The sequence below is a fragment of the Streptomyces sp. ID05-26A genome (genome assembly GCF_033794685.1).
Lineage (GTDB): Bacteria > Actinomycetota > Actinomycetes > Mycobacteriales > Pseudonocardiaceae > Lentzea.
The window spans coordinates 1,916,395-1,930,182 of record NZ_JARAYZ010000001.1 but is presented as its reverse complement, the minus strand read 5'-3'; the positions used below and the strand labels follow the sequence as shown (position 1 = coordinate 1,930,182).

The 13,788-nt window shown below is 68.0% G+C and carries 15 protein-coding genes; 8 read left to right on the top strand and 7 right to left on the bottom strand.

Annotation, left to right across the window (positions count from 1 at the left end; translation table 11 throughout):
* Positions 1–21: 21 nt before the first annotated feature.
* Positions 22–849, bottom strand: coding sequence for an SDR family oxidoreductase (locus PV646_RS09520; protein WP_500341061.1), 828 nt, complete (start codon positions 847–849; stop codon positions 22–24).
* 169 nt (positions 850–1,018) lie between these two features.
* On the opposite strand from PV646_RS09520, the gene PV646_RS09515 reads away from it, so the two are divergent.
* A complete protein-coding gene (locus PV646_RS09515; RefSeq protein ID WP_500342348.1) occupies positions 1,019–1,309 on the top strand; it encodes a winged helix-turn-helix transcriptional regulator in 291 nt (96 codons plus the stop codon).
* On the opposite strand, the gene PV646_RS09510 is transcribed toward PV646_RS09515, so the two are convergent.
* Positions 1,289–2,407 carry a hypothetical protein gene (locus tag PV646_RS09510; protein WP_500341060.1) on the bottom strand — a complete coding sequence of 373 codons (1,119 nt, stop codon included), beginning with the start codon at positions 2,405–2,407 and terminating at the stop codon, positions 1,289–1,291. The two genes, PV646_RS09515 and PV646_RS09510, sit on opposite strands and share 21 nt — an antisense overlap.
* 319 nt (positions 2,408–2,726) lie before the next feature.
* On the opposite strand from PV646_RS09510, the gene PV646_RS09505 reads away from it, so the two are divergent.
* Together PV646_RS09505 and PV646_RS09500 are read left to right on the top strand one after the other, a co-directional pair.
* A complete protein-coding gene (locus tag PV646_RS09505) occupies positions 2,727–3,146 on the top strand; it encodes a DUF3151 domain-containing protein (protein ID WP_500341059.1) in 420 nt (139 codons plus the stop codon).
* Positions 3,147–3,662: 516 nt separating this feature from the next.
* Positions 3,663–4,907, top strand: coding sequence for an FUSC family protein (locus PV646_RS09500; RefSeq protein WP_500342346.1), 1,245 nt, complete (start codon positions 3,663–3,665; stop codon positions 4,905–4,907).
* Here PV646_RS09500 and PV646_RS09495 read toward each other — a convergent pair.
* The 3 genes from PV646_RS09495 to PV646_RS09485 form a co-directional block, all read right to left on the bottom strand.
* A complete protein-coding gene (locus PV646_RS09495; RefSeq protein WP_500341058.1) occupies positions 4,816–5,067 on the bottom strand; it encodes a hypothetical protein in 252 nt (83 codons plus the stop codon). The two genes, PV646_RS09500 and PV646_RS09495, sit on opposite strands and share 92 nt — an antisense overlap.
* Complete coding sequence (locus tag PV646_RS09490) at positions 5,067–5,696, bottom strand: HNH endonuclease family protein (protein WP_500341057.1); 630 nt, start codon at positions 5,694–5,696, stop codon at positions 5,067–5,069. Before PV646_RS09490 ends, PV646_RS09495 begins: the two co-directional genes overlap by 1 nt.
* Before the next feature lie 105 nt (positions 5,697–5,801).
* Entirely contained in the window at positions 5,802–6,410 is a 609-nt protein-coding gene (locus tag PV646_RS09485) for a hypothetical protein (protein WP_500341056.1), read from the bottom strand.
* Positions 6,411–6,520: 110 nt separating this feature from the next.
* On the opposite strand from PV646_RS09485, the gene PV646_RS09480 reads away from it, so the two are divergent.
* Positions 6,521–7,810: an adenylosuccinate synthase gene (locus PV646_RS09480; protein ID WP_189157335.1), complete on the top strand. Its 1,290-nt coding sequence runs from the start codon at positions 6,521–6,523 to the stop codon at positions 7,808–7,810.
* Here the strand turns inward: PV646_RS09480 and PV646_RS09475 are convergent.
* Positions 7,803–8,960 (bottom strand): hypothetical protein, encoded by a 1,158-nt coding sequence (locus tag PV646_RS09475; RefSeq protein WP_500341055.1) that lies wholly within the window; start codon positions 8,958–8,960, stop codon positions 7,803–7,805. The two genes, PV646_RS09480 and PV646_RS09475, sit on opposite strands and share 8 nt — an antisense overlap.
* Before the next feature lie 146 nt (positions 8,961–9,106).
* Here PV646_RS09475 and PV646_RS09470 point away from each other — a divergent pair, with 146 nt between their 5' ends.
* Genes PV646_RS09470 through PV646_RS09455 form a run of 4 tightly spaced genes read left to right on the top strand, consistent with a single transcriptional unit; the run spans position 9,107 to position 12,678 of the window.
* A complete protein-coding gene (locus tag PV646_RS09470) occupies positions 9,107–9,916 on the top strand; it encodes an ABC transporter permease (RefSeq protein WP_500341054.1) in 810 nt (269 codons plus the stop codon).
* Positions 9,901–10,602, top strand: coding sequence for an ABC transporter ATP-binding protein (locus PV646_RS09465; RefSeq protein ID WP_500341053.1), 702 nt, complete (start codon positions 9,901–9,903; stop codon positions 10,600–10,602). Before PV646_RS09470 ends, PV646_RS09465 begins: the two co-directional genes overlap by 16 nt.
* A complete protein-coding gene (locus tag PV646_RS09460; RefSeq protein ID WP_500341052.1) occupies positions 10,586–11,557 on the top strand; it encodes an ABC transporter substrate-binding protein in 972 nt (323 codons plus the stop codon). Before PV646_RS09465 ends, PV646_RS09460 begins: the two co-directional genes overlap by 17 nt.
* Positions 11,554–12,678 carry an LLM class flavin-dependent oxidoreductase gene (locus PV646_RS09455; protein ID WP_500341051.1) on the top strand — a complete coding sequence of 375 codons (1,125 nt, stop codon included), beginning with the start codon at positions 11,554–11,556 and terminating at the stop codon, positions 12,676–12,678. Before PV646_RS09460 ends, PV646_RS09455 begins: the two co-directional genes overlap by 4 nt.
* On the opposite strand, the gene PV646_RS09450 is transcribed toward PV646_RS09455, so the two are convergent.
* Entirely contained in the window at positions 12,668–13,750 is a 1,083-nt protein-coding gene (locus PV646_RS09450) for a glycerophosphodiester phosphodiesterase (RefSeq protein ID WP_500341050.1), read from the bottom strand. The two genes, PV646_RS09455 and PV646_RS09450, sit on opposite strands and share 11 nt — an antisense overlap.
* Positions 13,751–13,788: the final 38 nt, after the last annotated feature.

The window sequence follows — 13,788 nt, the reverse complement described above, 5'->3', positions numbered from 1 at the left end:
TGCGCCGGGGCCCTTTTGCTTTCAGCGGAACGACTCGACGTGGCGCGCGGTCCAGTCGGCGAACGTGCGCGGGGCGCGGCCGAGGACCTTCTCGACGTCCGGGCTCACCGCCACCTCGTCCGGGGTGGGCGAGCCCAGGATGTCCAGGGTGTCGTCGGCGAGCTCACCCGGCATCAGCTGTTCCAGGCCCGCTCTGGCCTCGGCGCGGGTGAGCTCGTGGAACCGCACGGGTTCGCCCAGGGCGGCCGCGATGGTCTCCGCCTGCTGCCTCGGCGTGATCACCTCCGGGCCGGTGAGTTCCAGGACGCCGTTCCTGTCGCTCAGCAGGGCGACGGCCGCGACCTCGGCGATGTCCGCCGGGTCGATGATCGGCAGGGCGGTGTCCCCGAACGGCGCCGCGACGGTCCGCTGTGCGCGCACGGCCTCGGCCCACCACAGCGCGTTGGACGCGAACCCGCCCGGCCGCAGGACCGCCCAGTCGAGGCCGGACCCGCGCACCACGTCCTCCAGCCCGCGCAGTTCGATCCGCGTCGTGCCGAACGGCCTGGTCCGCACGCCCAGCGACGACAGCAGCACCACCCGGCGCACACCCTGCGCGGCGGCCCGTTCGACCAGGTCGGCGGGGCTGGCGCCGACCGCGTGCAGGTCGCCGGACAGCAGCAGGAACAACGCCTTCGCGCCGGCCAGCGGAAGGCTGTCGGGCCGGGCGAGGTCGGCCTGGACGTGCCGCACGCCGTCCGGTACCTCGGCGACGTGCCGCGACACGGCCACCACCTGCTCGCCCGCCTCGGCCAGGGCCTTCGTGAGTGGGCGTCCGATGTTCCCGGTCGCCCCGGTCACCACGATCATCTTCTGGCTCCTTCGTCGTCGTTTCGGGCACGACGCTAGGAATCAGGCTTACTTTTCGTAAGGACGTACCTCGACGTAAGCTCCGGACGTGGAGGTCGGAAAACAGTTCACGCGGTCCGGTGCGACAGAGCGGTATGAGGTGTTTCACACCACCTGTCCCGCGCGCGAGATGGTCGACCACGTCACCAGCCGGTGGGGGATCTGGGTGCTGATCTCCCTGCAGACCAACGACCTCAGATTCTTCGAGCTGCGCGAGAGCATCCGGGGCATCAGCGAGAAGATGCTCTCCCAGACGTTGCGCGGGCTCGTCGACGACGGCCTGATCTGGCGCGAGGTGGCACCGACGACCCCGCCCCAGGTCACCTACGGGTTGACCGAGTTCGGGCGGGACGTCGGCGAGCCGCTGGCCGACCTGTTCGGCCGGATCACCAGCAGGCTGTCAGCCCAGCTCGAGGCGTGACGCGATCAGCTGCCGGGTCTGCGGCCGGTGGATCACCATGTCCCCGGCCGTCCACAACACCGCCAGCAGCACGGCCGTGACCGCCGCCGACGAGAACGAGATCGGCGGCCCCCACAGGTACTCCTGCTGGAACCAGATGCCGACGTACCCGACCGTCGTGACGGCCGCGGACCCCAGCACGGCAGCGGCCGGCGTGGGCATCTCGATGGCGTGTGCAGCGTCGATCGCGAGCCCGACCAGGACCAGGAACAACGGCACCGCGGACTTCGGGAAGTCGATCCCGGCGAGCATCGGCCAGATCAGGCACCGGTAGGCGACGTACCCGGCCGCGACGGCGGTGGCCGCCCAGCGCCTGTCGATCGTGCGCCTGGCGATGACCAGCACGATCGCTGCCGCCACGAGTCCCCAGACCGGGTAGACCCAGTCCGCGATGGGCAGCGCGAAGTGCACGACGGCTTCCCTGCCGACCGGCACGCCCAGTTGGTCCGCGGCGAACTGCAACAGGATCGGCTCGGCCTCGGCCCTACCGCTGTCGTAGGCCTGCAACGCGCGCACGCCGTACTCCTGGTGCTGGTTGGGGAACCAGACGTTCTCCAGGAAGAAGAACCACAGAGCGGCGAGCCCGAACGTCCGGTACCTGCCCTCGGGGTAGTGCTTCATCCACCCGCGGATCGCGCCGGCCAGCATCACCGCCGTACCCAGGTACAACAGCGCGTGCGAGCCGCTCCAGCTCGTGATGTCGAGCCCGTTGACGCGGTGGTTGATGATGTCGATCGGCAGGGCGATCAGGAAGATCCCGCTTCCGACCTGCATCAACCGGATGGTCAGCTTGTCACCGCCATAACCGGTGAACGTGTGGAACAACGTCAGCCCGACCACGATGACCGTGCCGACCGTGTTGATCAGATGCGGCGGCGCCAGGTCGTCCCGGAGCCACTTGAAGTGCCACGAGACGTCCCACGACGAGCCGATGAGTTTCAGCAGGAGACCGACGAGCCACAGCTGGTAGAGCTGCTTCGTGAGCTTGGCCGGAGTCTCCCTGCCCGGTGTGCCCCGCTCCCAGTACTGGTCCCTGAACTGCCGTGCCCCCTGAATCATCCGAACATCATGAGCGCGGGTCCGGGGTCCAGGAAGGCTGATTGCCCCTGGTTTTACCCTGATGTTTCCAATTCGTGTGCACGATGGAGTGAACGACGTTGAAGTTGATCGGGTGGTCAGGGCAAGGTGCACGGCCATGAGCTCCGAGACCGACAGCTACAAGGCGACCACCAAGCAGCGGATCATCGCCGGGGTGCTCGTCACCGTGCTGATGCTGGCCGTGGTGGCCGCGGTGCTGCGGATGTTCCTCTAGTCGCACGTCTGGTCCCGGTCCCAGGATGAGGACGTTCGGCTGGCTCGGGTTCGTCCATGCGGCACGATGGGTGCCATGGTTGAGAATCTCCTCGGGCCCGAGCCGACCCGTCTTCCCGAACGTCCTGAGGCTCAGGCCGCCGCTGACGGTGGCACTGATCCCGCGAAGATCGTCCGGGCTTATCCGGACTTCTCCGAGGCCTGGGCGTTGCTGGCTGAACGGGCGTTGGCTGGTGGGGACCCTGTTGCTGCTTACGCGTATGCCCGTACCGGGTACCACCGCGGGCTTGACCAGTTGCGTCGGTCCGGGTGGAAGGGGTTTGGGCCTGTTCCTTGGGATCACCGGCCCAATCAGGGGTTTTTGAGGGCTTTGGGGGCTTTGGCGTTGGCTGCTCGGGAGATCGGGGAGGACGAGGAGTGGGATCGGTGTTCTCGGTTCCTCGCTGATTCCGACCCCAAGGCGCCGGCTGCGCTTGGGCTGGTCTGAGTTTGTCGCGTTGTCCGGTGGTTGGGTTGCGTTCCGCTGACCTTGCGGTCCGCTGACCTTGCGGTCCGCGACCTTGCGGGTGGTCACCTTGCGGGCGGCGACCTTGCGTTGCGTGCTTCCCCTGGGGGCGCTGCCCCCAGACCCCCGGCAATCTGATCAGGGGGCCCGCGCCGTGGGTGGGTAGATGGCACGCCTGTTGCGTTGGGCGGCTGCCTGTTGCGTAGCTGTGTGCGTTGGCGGTGGGGTCCCATCACGAGCCGAGCCAAGAGCGGGCCACACCTGAGAAGGGGTGTCAAGCGGACGAAAAGCGTGTCCGCTTGACACCCCTTCTCAGGTGCAGCAAGAGCTATGGCGCGACTCGTGATGGGACCCCACCGCCTGGACCGCCTGCTAAGGACGGCTCGCCTTCGGCTTCGCGTGCGATCGGAAGTTCTGCCTGTCCGCGTCACTTGCCCCATTTCCCACCCCGCCTCGCTCGCCGCTGGGATGTGAGGTTGCTTGCCCCTGGGGCTGGAAATGCCTGGTCGCGGGTTGTGGCTGGTGGCCGTTGGTTCGAGACTGGCTGGCGGTAATGGCGTACGGCGGGCGAGCGGGGTGTGTGTGGGCGCGGTTCGGGAAGCTGTCGGGCGGGGGCTCGGCCGGTGGCGCGGGGCCGCGTTGCCGATCGTCCAATGTGCTCTGTCCGCTGGGCTTGCCTGGGTTGTGGCTACCGTCCTCATTGGGCATCCGCACCCGTTTTTTGCGCCTATTGCTGCTGTTGTGTGCCTTGGGGTTTCGTTGGGGCAGCGGCTTCGGCGGGTTGGTGAGCTCGTCGTCGGTGTGTCTGTCGGTGTCGGTGTCGGGGACGCGCTGATCAGTTGGATCGGCAGTGGGCCGTGGCAGATCGCGTTGGTCGTGGCGTTGGCCATGTCCGCTGCTGTGTTGCTCGACGGTGGGTCTGTCATCGCCTTGCAGGCTGGGAGCAGCGCGGTGCTGGTGGCGACCCTGTTGCCGCCCAGTGCCGGTGGTGGGTTCGACCGGATGATCGACGCGTTGACCGGTGGGCTGATGGGGCTTGCTGTGGCCGCGCTCATTCCGGCCAATCCCGTGACGGTGGCTCAGCGGCAGTTGAAGGCGTTGACGAACACGCTCAGCGGAGCGCTGAGGGAGCTCGCCGAGGCGTTGGATCAGAAGGATTCGGTCAAGGCTGCTGGGGTGCTGGCCGAGCTCCGGAACAGCCAGACGACGATCGACGACTACAAGTCGGCGTTGCAGACCGGGAGTGAGATCGCGAAGATCGCGCCCATTCGGTGGCGGTCCAAGGACGAGCTCAAGCGGTATCAGGCTGCCGCTGGGCCGGTGGACTACGCGATTCGGAACACTCGTGTGCTGGCTCGGCGGACCATGGCGGCGTTGAAGGCCGGTGAGCGGATTCCGGACGGGGTGCCGGACGTGCTCAAGGATTACGCGGACGCCGTGGACTGCCTCAAGGGTGAGTTGGAGAAGGGGCGGGAGCCCAAGGCGACGCGTGAGGCCGTGCGGGACGCCGCGCGGGTGCTCACCGCGCGGCGTCTCGGCGGCGACGGGTTCTCGTCCAAGGTCGTGCTGGCGCAGATCCGGAGTGTCGCGGTGGACCTGTTGCAGGCGACCGGACTCAACCGCGGTGAGGCGATGGAGGCGTTGCCTCCGCTCAGCCCTCCGGCCGGTGCAGAAGTCCGTGCAGAAGAGAGTGCACCTGTTCGTGATCGCGAGGATCGGCCAGGACGCACGAACCGCCCGTGATCGCATACCACTCGTCCGCGCCCTCGTAGCGAACCTTCGCACTGAGCTTGCCGTCCTCGGCGAGCTCGGTGGACAGTTCCAGGTCTCCCGTCACGACGCCGACCTCGTCGGTCATCACGCCGCCGGGGCCCGCCACGAAGAGCGAGGAGAGTGGCGTCATCAGCACCTTCCGAGCATGCCCGTCAGTTCCGTCTTCTCCGCCGAGTTCACGCTGAGGCTCCAGCGGTACTTGGTGTGCACCCACATCTTCGCGTAGGTGCACCAGTACGTCGTCAGTGGCGGTTTCCACGTCGCCGGGGTCTGGTCGCCCTTGGACTGGTTCACGTTGTCCGTCACCGCTATCAGCTGCGGGCCCGACATGTCGTTGGCGAACGACTGGCGTTGTGCGGTCGTCCACGACGACGCTCCTGACCTCCAGGCCGCCGCCAGAGGCACGATGTGGTCGATGTCCACGTCGGAAGCCGCGGACCACGTCGCGCCGTCGTAGGGCGAGAACCACCTGCCCGACGTGGCGGCGCAACTGGAGTCGGTCACCACGTTGGTGCCGTCCCGCTTCAGCACGGCCTCACGAGTGTTGCAGGTACCGGACTGGGTCACCCAGTGAGGGAACTTGTCGCGCGAATAGCCCGTCATCGAACCGTCGGCGCGAACGGTGAGTCCGGCCAATTCGGTGCGAGCGGTGGCTGCGGAGGGGATGTTCGGCGGTGTCGCGAGTGCAGGGGAAACAAAACCAAAGGTGAGAGCCGCTGTGGCAACTAAAACACCAATGGTTCGGTTAACTTTTGACATCGTCCCGACCTTCCTTGTTGGGAAGTGATCGGGACATACCCTCAGTCACATTATGAAATTGCGCAATGCCTTCGAGTGACCCTCAAGTGAATGACAGGCGGACGACTAGACGCCTCGGACGAGCCTCAGGTCCTCGGTGTGGCGGTACCAGGTCCACTTGTCCATCGGGCGCGGGTGCTTGTGGCCGTCCAGGACCACCGTCGTGGGGAGGCAGCCGAGCTGGAACGCCCGCGGCCGGCTCACCCGGACCTTGGACCCGAGGAGGCGCTTGTTGACGATCCGGATCTGCAGGCCGAGGCCGCCGTCCGGGTCCGGCGTGCACTCGATCCGCGACGCCTGGCCGCGCAGCACGTTGTCCGCGTCGCTGTACCCGACGCCCCGGACGGGGGCCAACACGCCGAGACCCACCAACACACCTCCGACGTCGTCGCGGACGAGTGGAACGGGATCTACGTCACCGTTCAGAGCTACGTCGAGGGCACGTGCCGGGTCGGTCGAAAGCCCCCAAAGGGCAGCAACGGACGAATCGGCGGCGGGTACGTAACCCAGTGCCACCGAACCGAGCTTCTCCTTGCGCAGCAACCGCAACGCCACCGCGGCGAGGTCGGCGTCGGTACCCACCACGACCAGCCGATCGGCGTCCAGATGGCGGTCCACGTCGTCCTTGCCGGGGCGTGCTGGAACGGCCACCACGTCGTCACGTTGAGCGATCATTGGCAACTGCGTGTTTCCGCAGGCCAACACGATTCCGCGCACGGTCATCTCCTGGTCTACCCTCACTTACCGGCATTCGCTCGAACCAGTCCAAGTGCTTGGAGTTTCACATGCCGGCCGTCGTGCTGATCGGTGCCCAGTGGGGCGATGAGGGCAAGGGCAAGGCCACCGACATCCTCGGTGAGCGTGTCCAGTGGATCGTTCGCTACCAGGGCGGCAACAACGCGGGTCACACCGTCGTCCTCCCGGACGGTCAGAAGTTCGCCCTCCACCTCATCCCCTCCGGCATCCTCACGCCCGGCGTGAAGAACGTGATCGGCAACGGTGTCGTGGTCGACCCCGGCGTGCTGCTCAAGGAGCTCGCGGGCCTGGAGGAGAAGGGCGTCGACACCAGTGGTCTGCTGATCTCGTCGGACGCGCACTTGATCATGCCGTACCACGTGGCCATCGACAAGGTGACCGAGCGCTACCTGGGCAAGGCCAAGATCGGGACGACCGGGCGCGGCATCGGCCCGGCCTACCAGGACAAGCTGGCCCGCGTCGGCGTCCGCGTGCAGGACCTGCTGGACGAGAAGATCCTCCGGCAGAAGGTCGAGGCCGCCCTGGACTTCAAGAACCAGGTGCTGGTCAAGGTCTACAACCGCAAGGCGCTCGACGCCGACCAGGTCGTCGACCAGGTGCTCGAGCACGGTCAGCACTTCGTGCACCGCATCGCCGACACCCGCCTGCTGCTCAACCAGGCGCTCGACCGCGACGAGATCGTCGTGCTCGAGGGCTCGCAGGGCACCCTGCTCGACGTCGACCACGGCACCTACCCGTTCGTCACGTCGTCGAACCCGACGTCGGGTGGCGCGACGGTCGGCTCGGGTGTCGGCCCGACCCGCATCAGCACCGTGATCGGCATCCTGAAGGCGTACACGACCCGCGTCGGCTCCGGTCCGTTCCCGACCGAGCTCAACGACGACCAGGGTGAGTACCTGCGCAAGCAGGGTGGCGAGTTCGGTGTCACCACCGGCCGCTCGCGCCGCACCGGCTGGTTCGACGCCGTGATCGCCCGCTACGCCTCGCGCGTCAACGGCATCACCGACTACTTCCTCACCAAGCTCGACGTGCTGTCGGGCCTGGAGCGGGTCCCGGTCTGCGTCGCGTACGAAGTGGACGGTCGCCGCGTCGACGAGATGCCGATGACCCAGACCGACGTGCACCACGCCGTCCCGGTCTACGAGGAGCTGCCGGGCTGGTTCGAGGACATCTCGCACTGCCGTTCGTTCGACGAGCTCCCGGCGAACGCCAAGGCGTACGTCGAGTACCTGGAGAGCATCATCGGCGCCCGCGTCTCGGCGATCGGTGTCGGTCCCGGCCGCGACCAGACGATCGTGCGCCACGACGTGCTCAGCTGACAGCCCGCTGCCGGGCCTCGGCCAGCGCGGTCTGCGTGACCTCCAGCTGGTCGAGGCCCTTCAGGAACTCGCTCGTCATCGACCCGTCGTCGGGGCCCTCGTCCCGGAAGACGGTGAGGCACGACCGCGTGCCGTTCTCCAGCGCCCGCAACCCGTCCGCCCACATCGCGGCGATCTTCGGGTCCGGGGGCGCGGGGAACGGCTCGCGCAGCACCGGCCCGAGCGCCTCGCACCCGGCCGCGATCGCCGCCGGGTCCGCGGCCCGCACGCCGGTGAACACCTGCTCGCTCGCCCGCACGACGGTCGTCACCCGGTCCCAGCCGCCGCCGTCGAGCCAGCTGCCCACCGCCGAGTCGACGTCGGTCGTGCCCGGTGCCGGCCACGACCACCACAGGCCCACCGCGACTCCCAGGACCACGATTCCGGCCGTCCAGGACGCCGCTGAGCGCGCGTAGCGCACCAGTGCGGCGGTACCGGCCAGCGCGAGCAGTTGCCAGCCGACGGTGGCGTACAGCGTGAGGACGTAGGGCGTCAGCACCACGACGACGAACGCGCGCCAGAGCGCCCTGGTGGCGGCGGTGATCGCGACACCGGTGCGGAGTCCGTCCAGCACGACGGCGCGGAACGACTCGGGTTCCATGCGCCGCAACGCCATCACGCCGACGTCGAGTGCCAGGTACCTGCGCCGGTGCGTGCCGAACGCGACGGTGCCCGCGCTGACCTTCGCCCGGTCGAGCAGGAACACCGGCGGCTTGCGGACACCGGCCACCAGTTCGGCGAGCGGCTCGACCAGTTCGCCGGGAACGGGAGCCAGGTTCCGCCGGTAGCGCGTCCACATCGGATGCAGGGCGTAGAACAGCAACGCCACCGTGACGAGCAGGGTCAGTCCGCCCGCGAGCCACGGCCACCGATCACCGAGGAACGCGTCCATGCACGTCCGGTAACCGTCCCTTTTGGACTCATTGGCCGCCGCGGGGTAGAACCCCGACCGGACCTGGCAACGGGCGTCGTCGAGCGGGGTCGCCGTCGTCCACGCGGAGGCGTACTGACCGAAGATCTGCACGGTGGTCGCCGAAGTCAGCAATGTCAGCGATGCGAGCCGCAGTGCGGTGCCCCGAGGCACCCCCGGTCTGTCGCCTTCCGGATCCATGGCGTGAATCGTGATCGCTGGGACTCCGGCTGTCACTCAGCCGTTGGCAGGAAATATGTCCGTGCGGGGAACATCTCGATGTACGACGCGTTTTCACGATTTGGGCGTCGTTGACTCATCCCGTGGGCTCGCCTGTACTTCCGCCCATGACCTTGTCCATAGCAGGAGTGGCCTCGCGGCCGAAAACCGCGGCGCCCGTGCAAGCGCGGAAGTTCACGCTGCCGCTGCGGTGGATCAGCCCTGTCGCGCTGGTCCTGCTGTGGCAACTGGCCAGCTCAACGGGCGTGCTGTCGCCCGACAAACTCGCTTCCCCGCTCACCGTGGCGCAGTCCGCCGGTGAGCTGATCGCCGACGGCCAATTGGGCGAGGCGTTCGCGGTGTCCATCACCCGCGTGTTCTTCGGATTCCTGATCGGCGGCTTCGCCGGTGTTGTTCTGGGGCTCGCCTCCGGCCTTTCCCGGTGGGGCGAGACATTGCTGGATCCGCCCGTCCAGATGTTGCGGACGCTGCCGCACCTCGGCCTGATCCCGTTGTTCATCCTGTGGTTCGGCATCGGCGAGGAACCCAAACTCGCGCTGGTCGCGGCCGGGGTGGCGTTCCCGCTCTACCTCAACCTGCACGCCGGAATCCGGCAGACCGATCCCGGCCTGGTCGAGGCCGCGCGGGTGCTCGGGTACAGCCGGATCGAACGGATCGTGCACGTCGTGCTGCCGTCCGCCGTGCCGCAAACCCTGGTGGGACTGCGGATCGCGTTCGGCACCGCCTGGCTGTCGCTGATCGTCGCCGAGCAGATCAACGCCGACGCCGGTCTCGGCTTCCTGATCAACAACGCCCGGGAGTTCCTCCGCACCGACGTCGTGGTCGTCGGCCTCGTGGTCTACGCGCTGCTCGGCCTGACGACGGACGCCCTGGTGCGGTTGCTGGAAAGGAGGATCCTGCGATGGCAAAAGCGGTGAGCGTGCGCGGCCTGACCAAGGCATTCGGTGCACGGACGGTGCTCGACGGCATCGACCTCGAAGTCGAGCCCGGCGAGTTCGTGGCGCTGCTCGGGCGCAGTGGCTGCGGGAAGTCGACGTTGCTGCGGATCCTCGCGGGCCTGGACCGGGAAGTCGAGGGCGCCGCCGACGTCCCCGGGACGGTGTCGATCGCGTTCCAGCAGCCGCGTCTGCTGCCGTGGCGCAAGGTCTGGAAGAACATCTCACTGGGCCTGCACCGACCGGACGGCCGTGCGATCGCGTTGAAGGCGCTGGAGGAAGTGCGGCTGACCGATCACGCCGACGCGTGGCCGCTGACGTTGTCCGGCGGTGAGGCGCAACGGGTCTCGCTCGCACGGGCGTTGGTGCGCGAACCGGACGTGCTGCTGCTCGACGAACCGTTCGGCGCGCTCGACGCGTTGACCCGCCTGGCCATGCACCACCTGGTGGAAGACCTGTGGATCAGGCACAAGCCCGCCGTGCTGCTCGTGACGCACGACGTCGACGAGGCGTTGTTGCTGGCCGACCGCATCCTCGTGCTCGACGAGGGCCGGATCGTCGCCACCCACCACGTCGACCTGCCCCGCCCGCGCCGCCGGGCATCCGTTGTGGAGCAACGCACCCGCGTACTCGCTGATCTGGGAGTGGACGTTGAAGAAGCCGCCTAACAGAAGCCTGCTGGCCCTGCTCGCCGCGATCCTCTTCACCACCGGGTGCTCGACGGCCGCCTCCACCGACACCGCCGCCGGCGACGTCGTGCTCAAGGTCGGCGACCAGAAGGGCGGGGCGAAGGCACTGCTCACGGCCGCCGGTCTGCTCAACGACTTCCCGTACAAGCTCGAGTGGTCCACCTTCACCTCCGGCCCGCCGCTGCTCGAAGCCGCGTCCGCCGGAGCCATCGACATCGGGGGTGTGGGCAACACACCCCCGATCTTCGCGGCGGCCGCGAACGCCAAGATCGCCGCGATCGGCGCGTCCAAGGGCCAGGTCGAGGCCGACGCGATCCTCGTCCCGGAGAACTCGCCGCTGCAGAAGGTCACCGATCTCAAGGGCAAGAACATCGCGGTCGCCAAGGGCAGCTCGGCGCACGGGCAGGTGCTGCTCACGTTGCGCGCCAACGGGTTGTCGACCAAGGACGTGACGCTGAACTTCCTGCAGCCCTCCGACGCGTACGGCGCGTTCACGCAGGGCAAGGTCGACGCGTGGGCGGTCTGGGACCCCTACACCGCGCAGGCGCAGCAGGAGGCCAAGGCGCGCGTGCTGACCACGGGCGAGGGCAAGTCGAACGGGTACGGCTTCCAGGTCGCGGGCCGCAAGGCGTTGGACGACAAGGGGAAGAACCCGGCGCTCAAGGAGTACCTGATCCGCTACTACAAGGCCCAGAAGTGGGCCGACACGCACCGCGAGGAGTGGGCGAAGGCGTGGGCGGCGGAGACGGGTCTGAAGTACGAGGTCGCGCTGGCCGCGGTGAACCGCAACGGCGACCTGCCGGTGAAGATCGACGACACCCTGATCAAGTCCGAGCAGGAGCTCGCGGACGCGTTCACCGAGGAGAAGACGTTGCCGGGCAAGGTCGACTTCGGGAAGTTCGTCGACACGAGGTTCCAGGGAGATCTGGCATGAGCATCACGCTGCACTGGTTCCTGCCGACGTCCGGTGACGGTCGCACGGTCGTGGAGCACTTCCACGCCAACCGCGCGCCCGCGGCCGGAGCCCGTCGTGAGCCGGACATCGACTACCTGGCGCAGATCGCGCGCACAGCCGAGCAGGTCGGGTTCACCGGCGTGCTCACCCCGACCGGAACGTGGTGCGAGGACGCGTGGCTGACCACCTCCGCGTTGATCGCGCAGACCAAGACCCTGAAGTTCCTGGTGGCGTTCCGGCCGGGCGTGCTCTCGCCGACGCTGGCCGCGCAGATGGCCTCGACGTACCAGCGGATCTCGCGTGGCCGGTTGCTGCTCAACGTGGTGACCGGCGGCGATTCCGTTGAACAGCAACGGTTCGGCGACTGGCTCGACAAGGACCAGCGGTACGCGCGCACCGACGAGTTCCTCCAGGTCGTGCGCGGGATCTGGACGGGCAAGCCGTTCACGTTCCACGGCGCGCACTACCAGGTGCAGGACGCCACAGCGCTGGCCGTGCCGGACCCGCTGCCACCGATCTACTTCGGTGGCTCGTCCGACGCCGCTCTGCCGGTCGCCGCGGCTCGTGCGGACGTCTACCTGACCTGGGGCGAGCCACCTCAGGACGTGGCCGAGAAGATCGCGCGGGTGCGGGCGTTGACGGACCGGCCGATCCGGTTCGGCATCCGGCTGCACACGATCAGCCGGGACACGTCCGCGGAGGCGTGGGCGTCGGCCGCGAAGCTCCTCGACGCGCTGGACCCGGCCGCGGTGGCGAAGGCGCAGGAACAGCTGGGTGCGTCGGAGTCCGTTGGGCAGCAAAGGATGTTGGCGTTGCATGGCGGCGACCTGACCCGTGGCGTCCGGGGGCTGGAGATCTACCCGAACCTGTGGGCCGGCGTCGGACTCGTGCGTGGTGGCGCGGGAACGGCGTTGGTCGGGTCCCACGAGGAAGTCGCGGACCTCATCGAGGAGTACCACTCCATCGGGATCGAGGAGTTCGTGCTCTCCGGCTACCCGCACCTCGAAGAGGCGTACTGGTTCGGTGAGGGCGTGCGGCCCCTGCTCAAGCAGCGAGGTCTGCTCGACACGGACCGCACGCTCGCACTCGCTAGCGCTTGACCTTGGCCTCGACGGCCGTGTCGGGGTTGTCCGCGAACACGCCGTCGATGCCCTGCTTGAAGAACAGGTCGTACTCCTCGAAGGCCCGGCCGTACGCGGCCGGGTCGGCGGAGGACCGGAAGTCCGCGGGCAGGAACGAGTTCTCGTTGCGGAACGTCCAGGAGTGCACGATCAGACCGACCCGGTGGGCGTCCTTCACGACGGTCGTCGGCGCCTTGAGGAAGCTGGCCGCGTCGCGCGGGACGATCAGATCCTTGGTGAGGCCGACGCCGTCCGCGTACGAACGGACCTCGCGCAGCCCGGCCGGGGTGACCAGGTCGGCGTAGGTGCGCTTGTCACCGGCCGCGACGAAGTCGTACGGCGCGCCCGAACCGTTGACGAGCTGCACGATCGGCACGCGCAACGACCGGTTGAGCTCCTTGAGGTTCGCGACCTCGAACGACTGCACGTAGACCTTGGCGCTGCCCCGGTTGAGCCCGTTGCGGTTCAGGGTGTCGACGAGCTTCGGCTCCAGCGCGAGACCGATCGACTTGAAGTACGTCGGGTGCTTGGTCTCGGGGTAGATGCCGATCTCCCGGCGCAGCTCGCGGGACAGGCGCTTCGAGAGGTCGATGACCTCCTGGAACGTCGGCACCTCGAAGCGGCCGTCGTAGAGGGTGTTGCGCGGGCGGATCGCCGGGATGCGTTCCTTGGCGCGCAACGTCTTCAGCTCGGCGAGCGTGAAGTCCTCGGTGAACCAGCCGGTGACCGCGACGCCGTCGATCGTCTTGGTCTTCCTGCGGTCGGCGAACTGGGTCTTGTCGGCGACGTTCGTCGTGCCGCCGATCTCGTTCTCGTGCCGGGCGACCAGCTTGCCGTCCTTGGTCGGCACCAGGTCGGGCTCGATGAAGTCGGCACCCATGCGCGCGGCGAGCTCGTAGGCCGCGAGCGTGTGCTCGGGCCGGTACGCCGAAGCGCCGCGGTGCCCGATGACGATCGGACCCTTGTCGTCGTGTGCGGAGGCGGAGGGCAGGGACGCCACCACCGCACCCGCGAACACGAGGACTACAGCGGCAAGACCTCTCCGATGCATCGTTCGACCTCCCATTCCGTGTTGAGAGCGCACTCAAG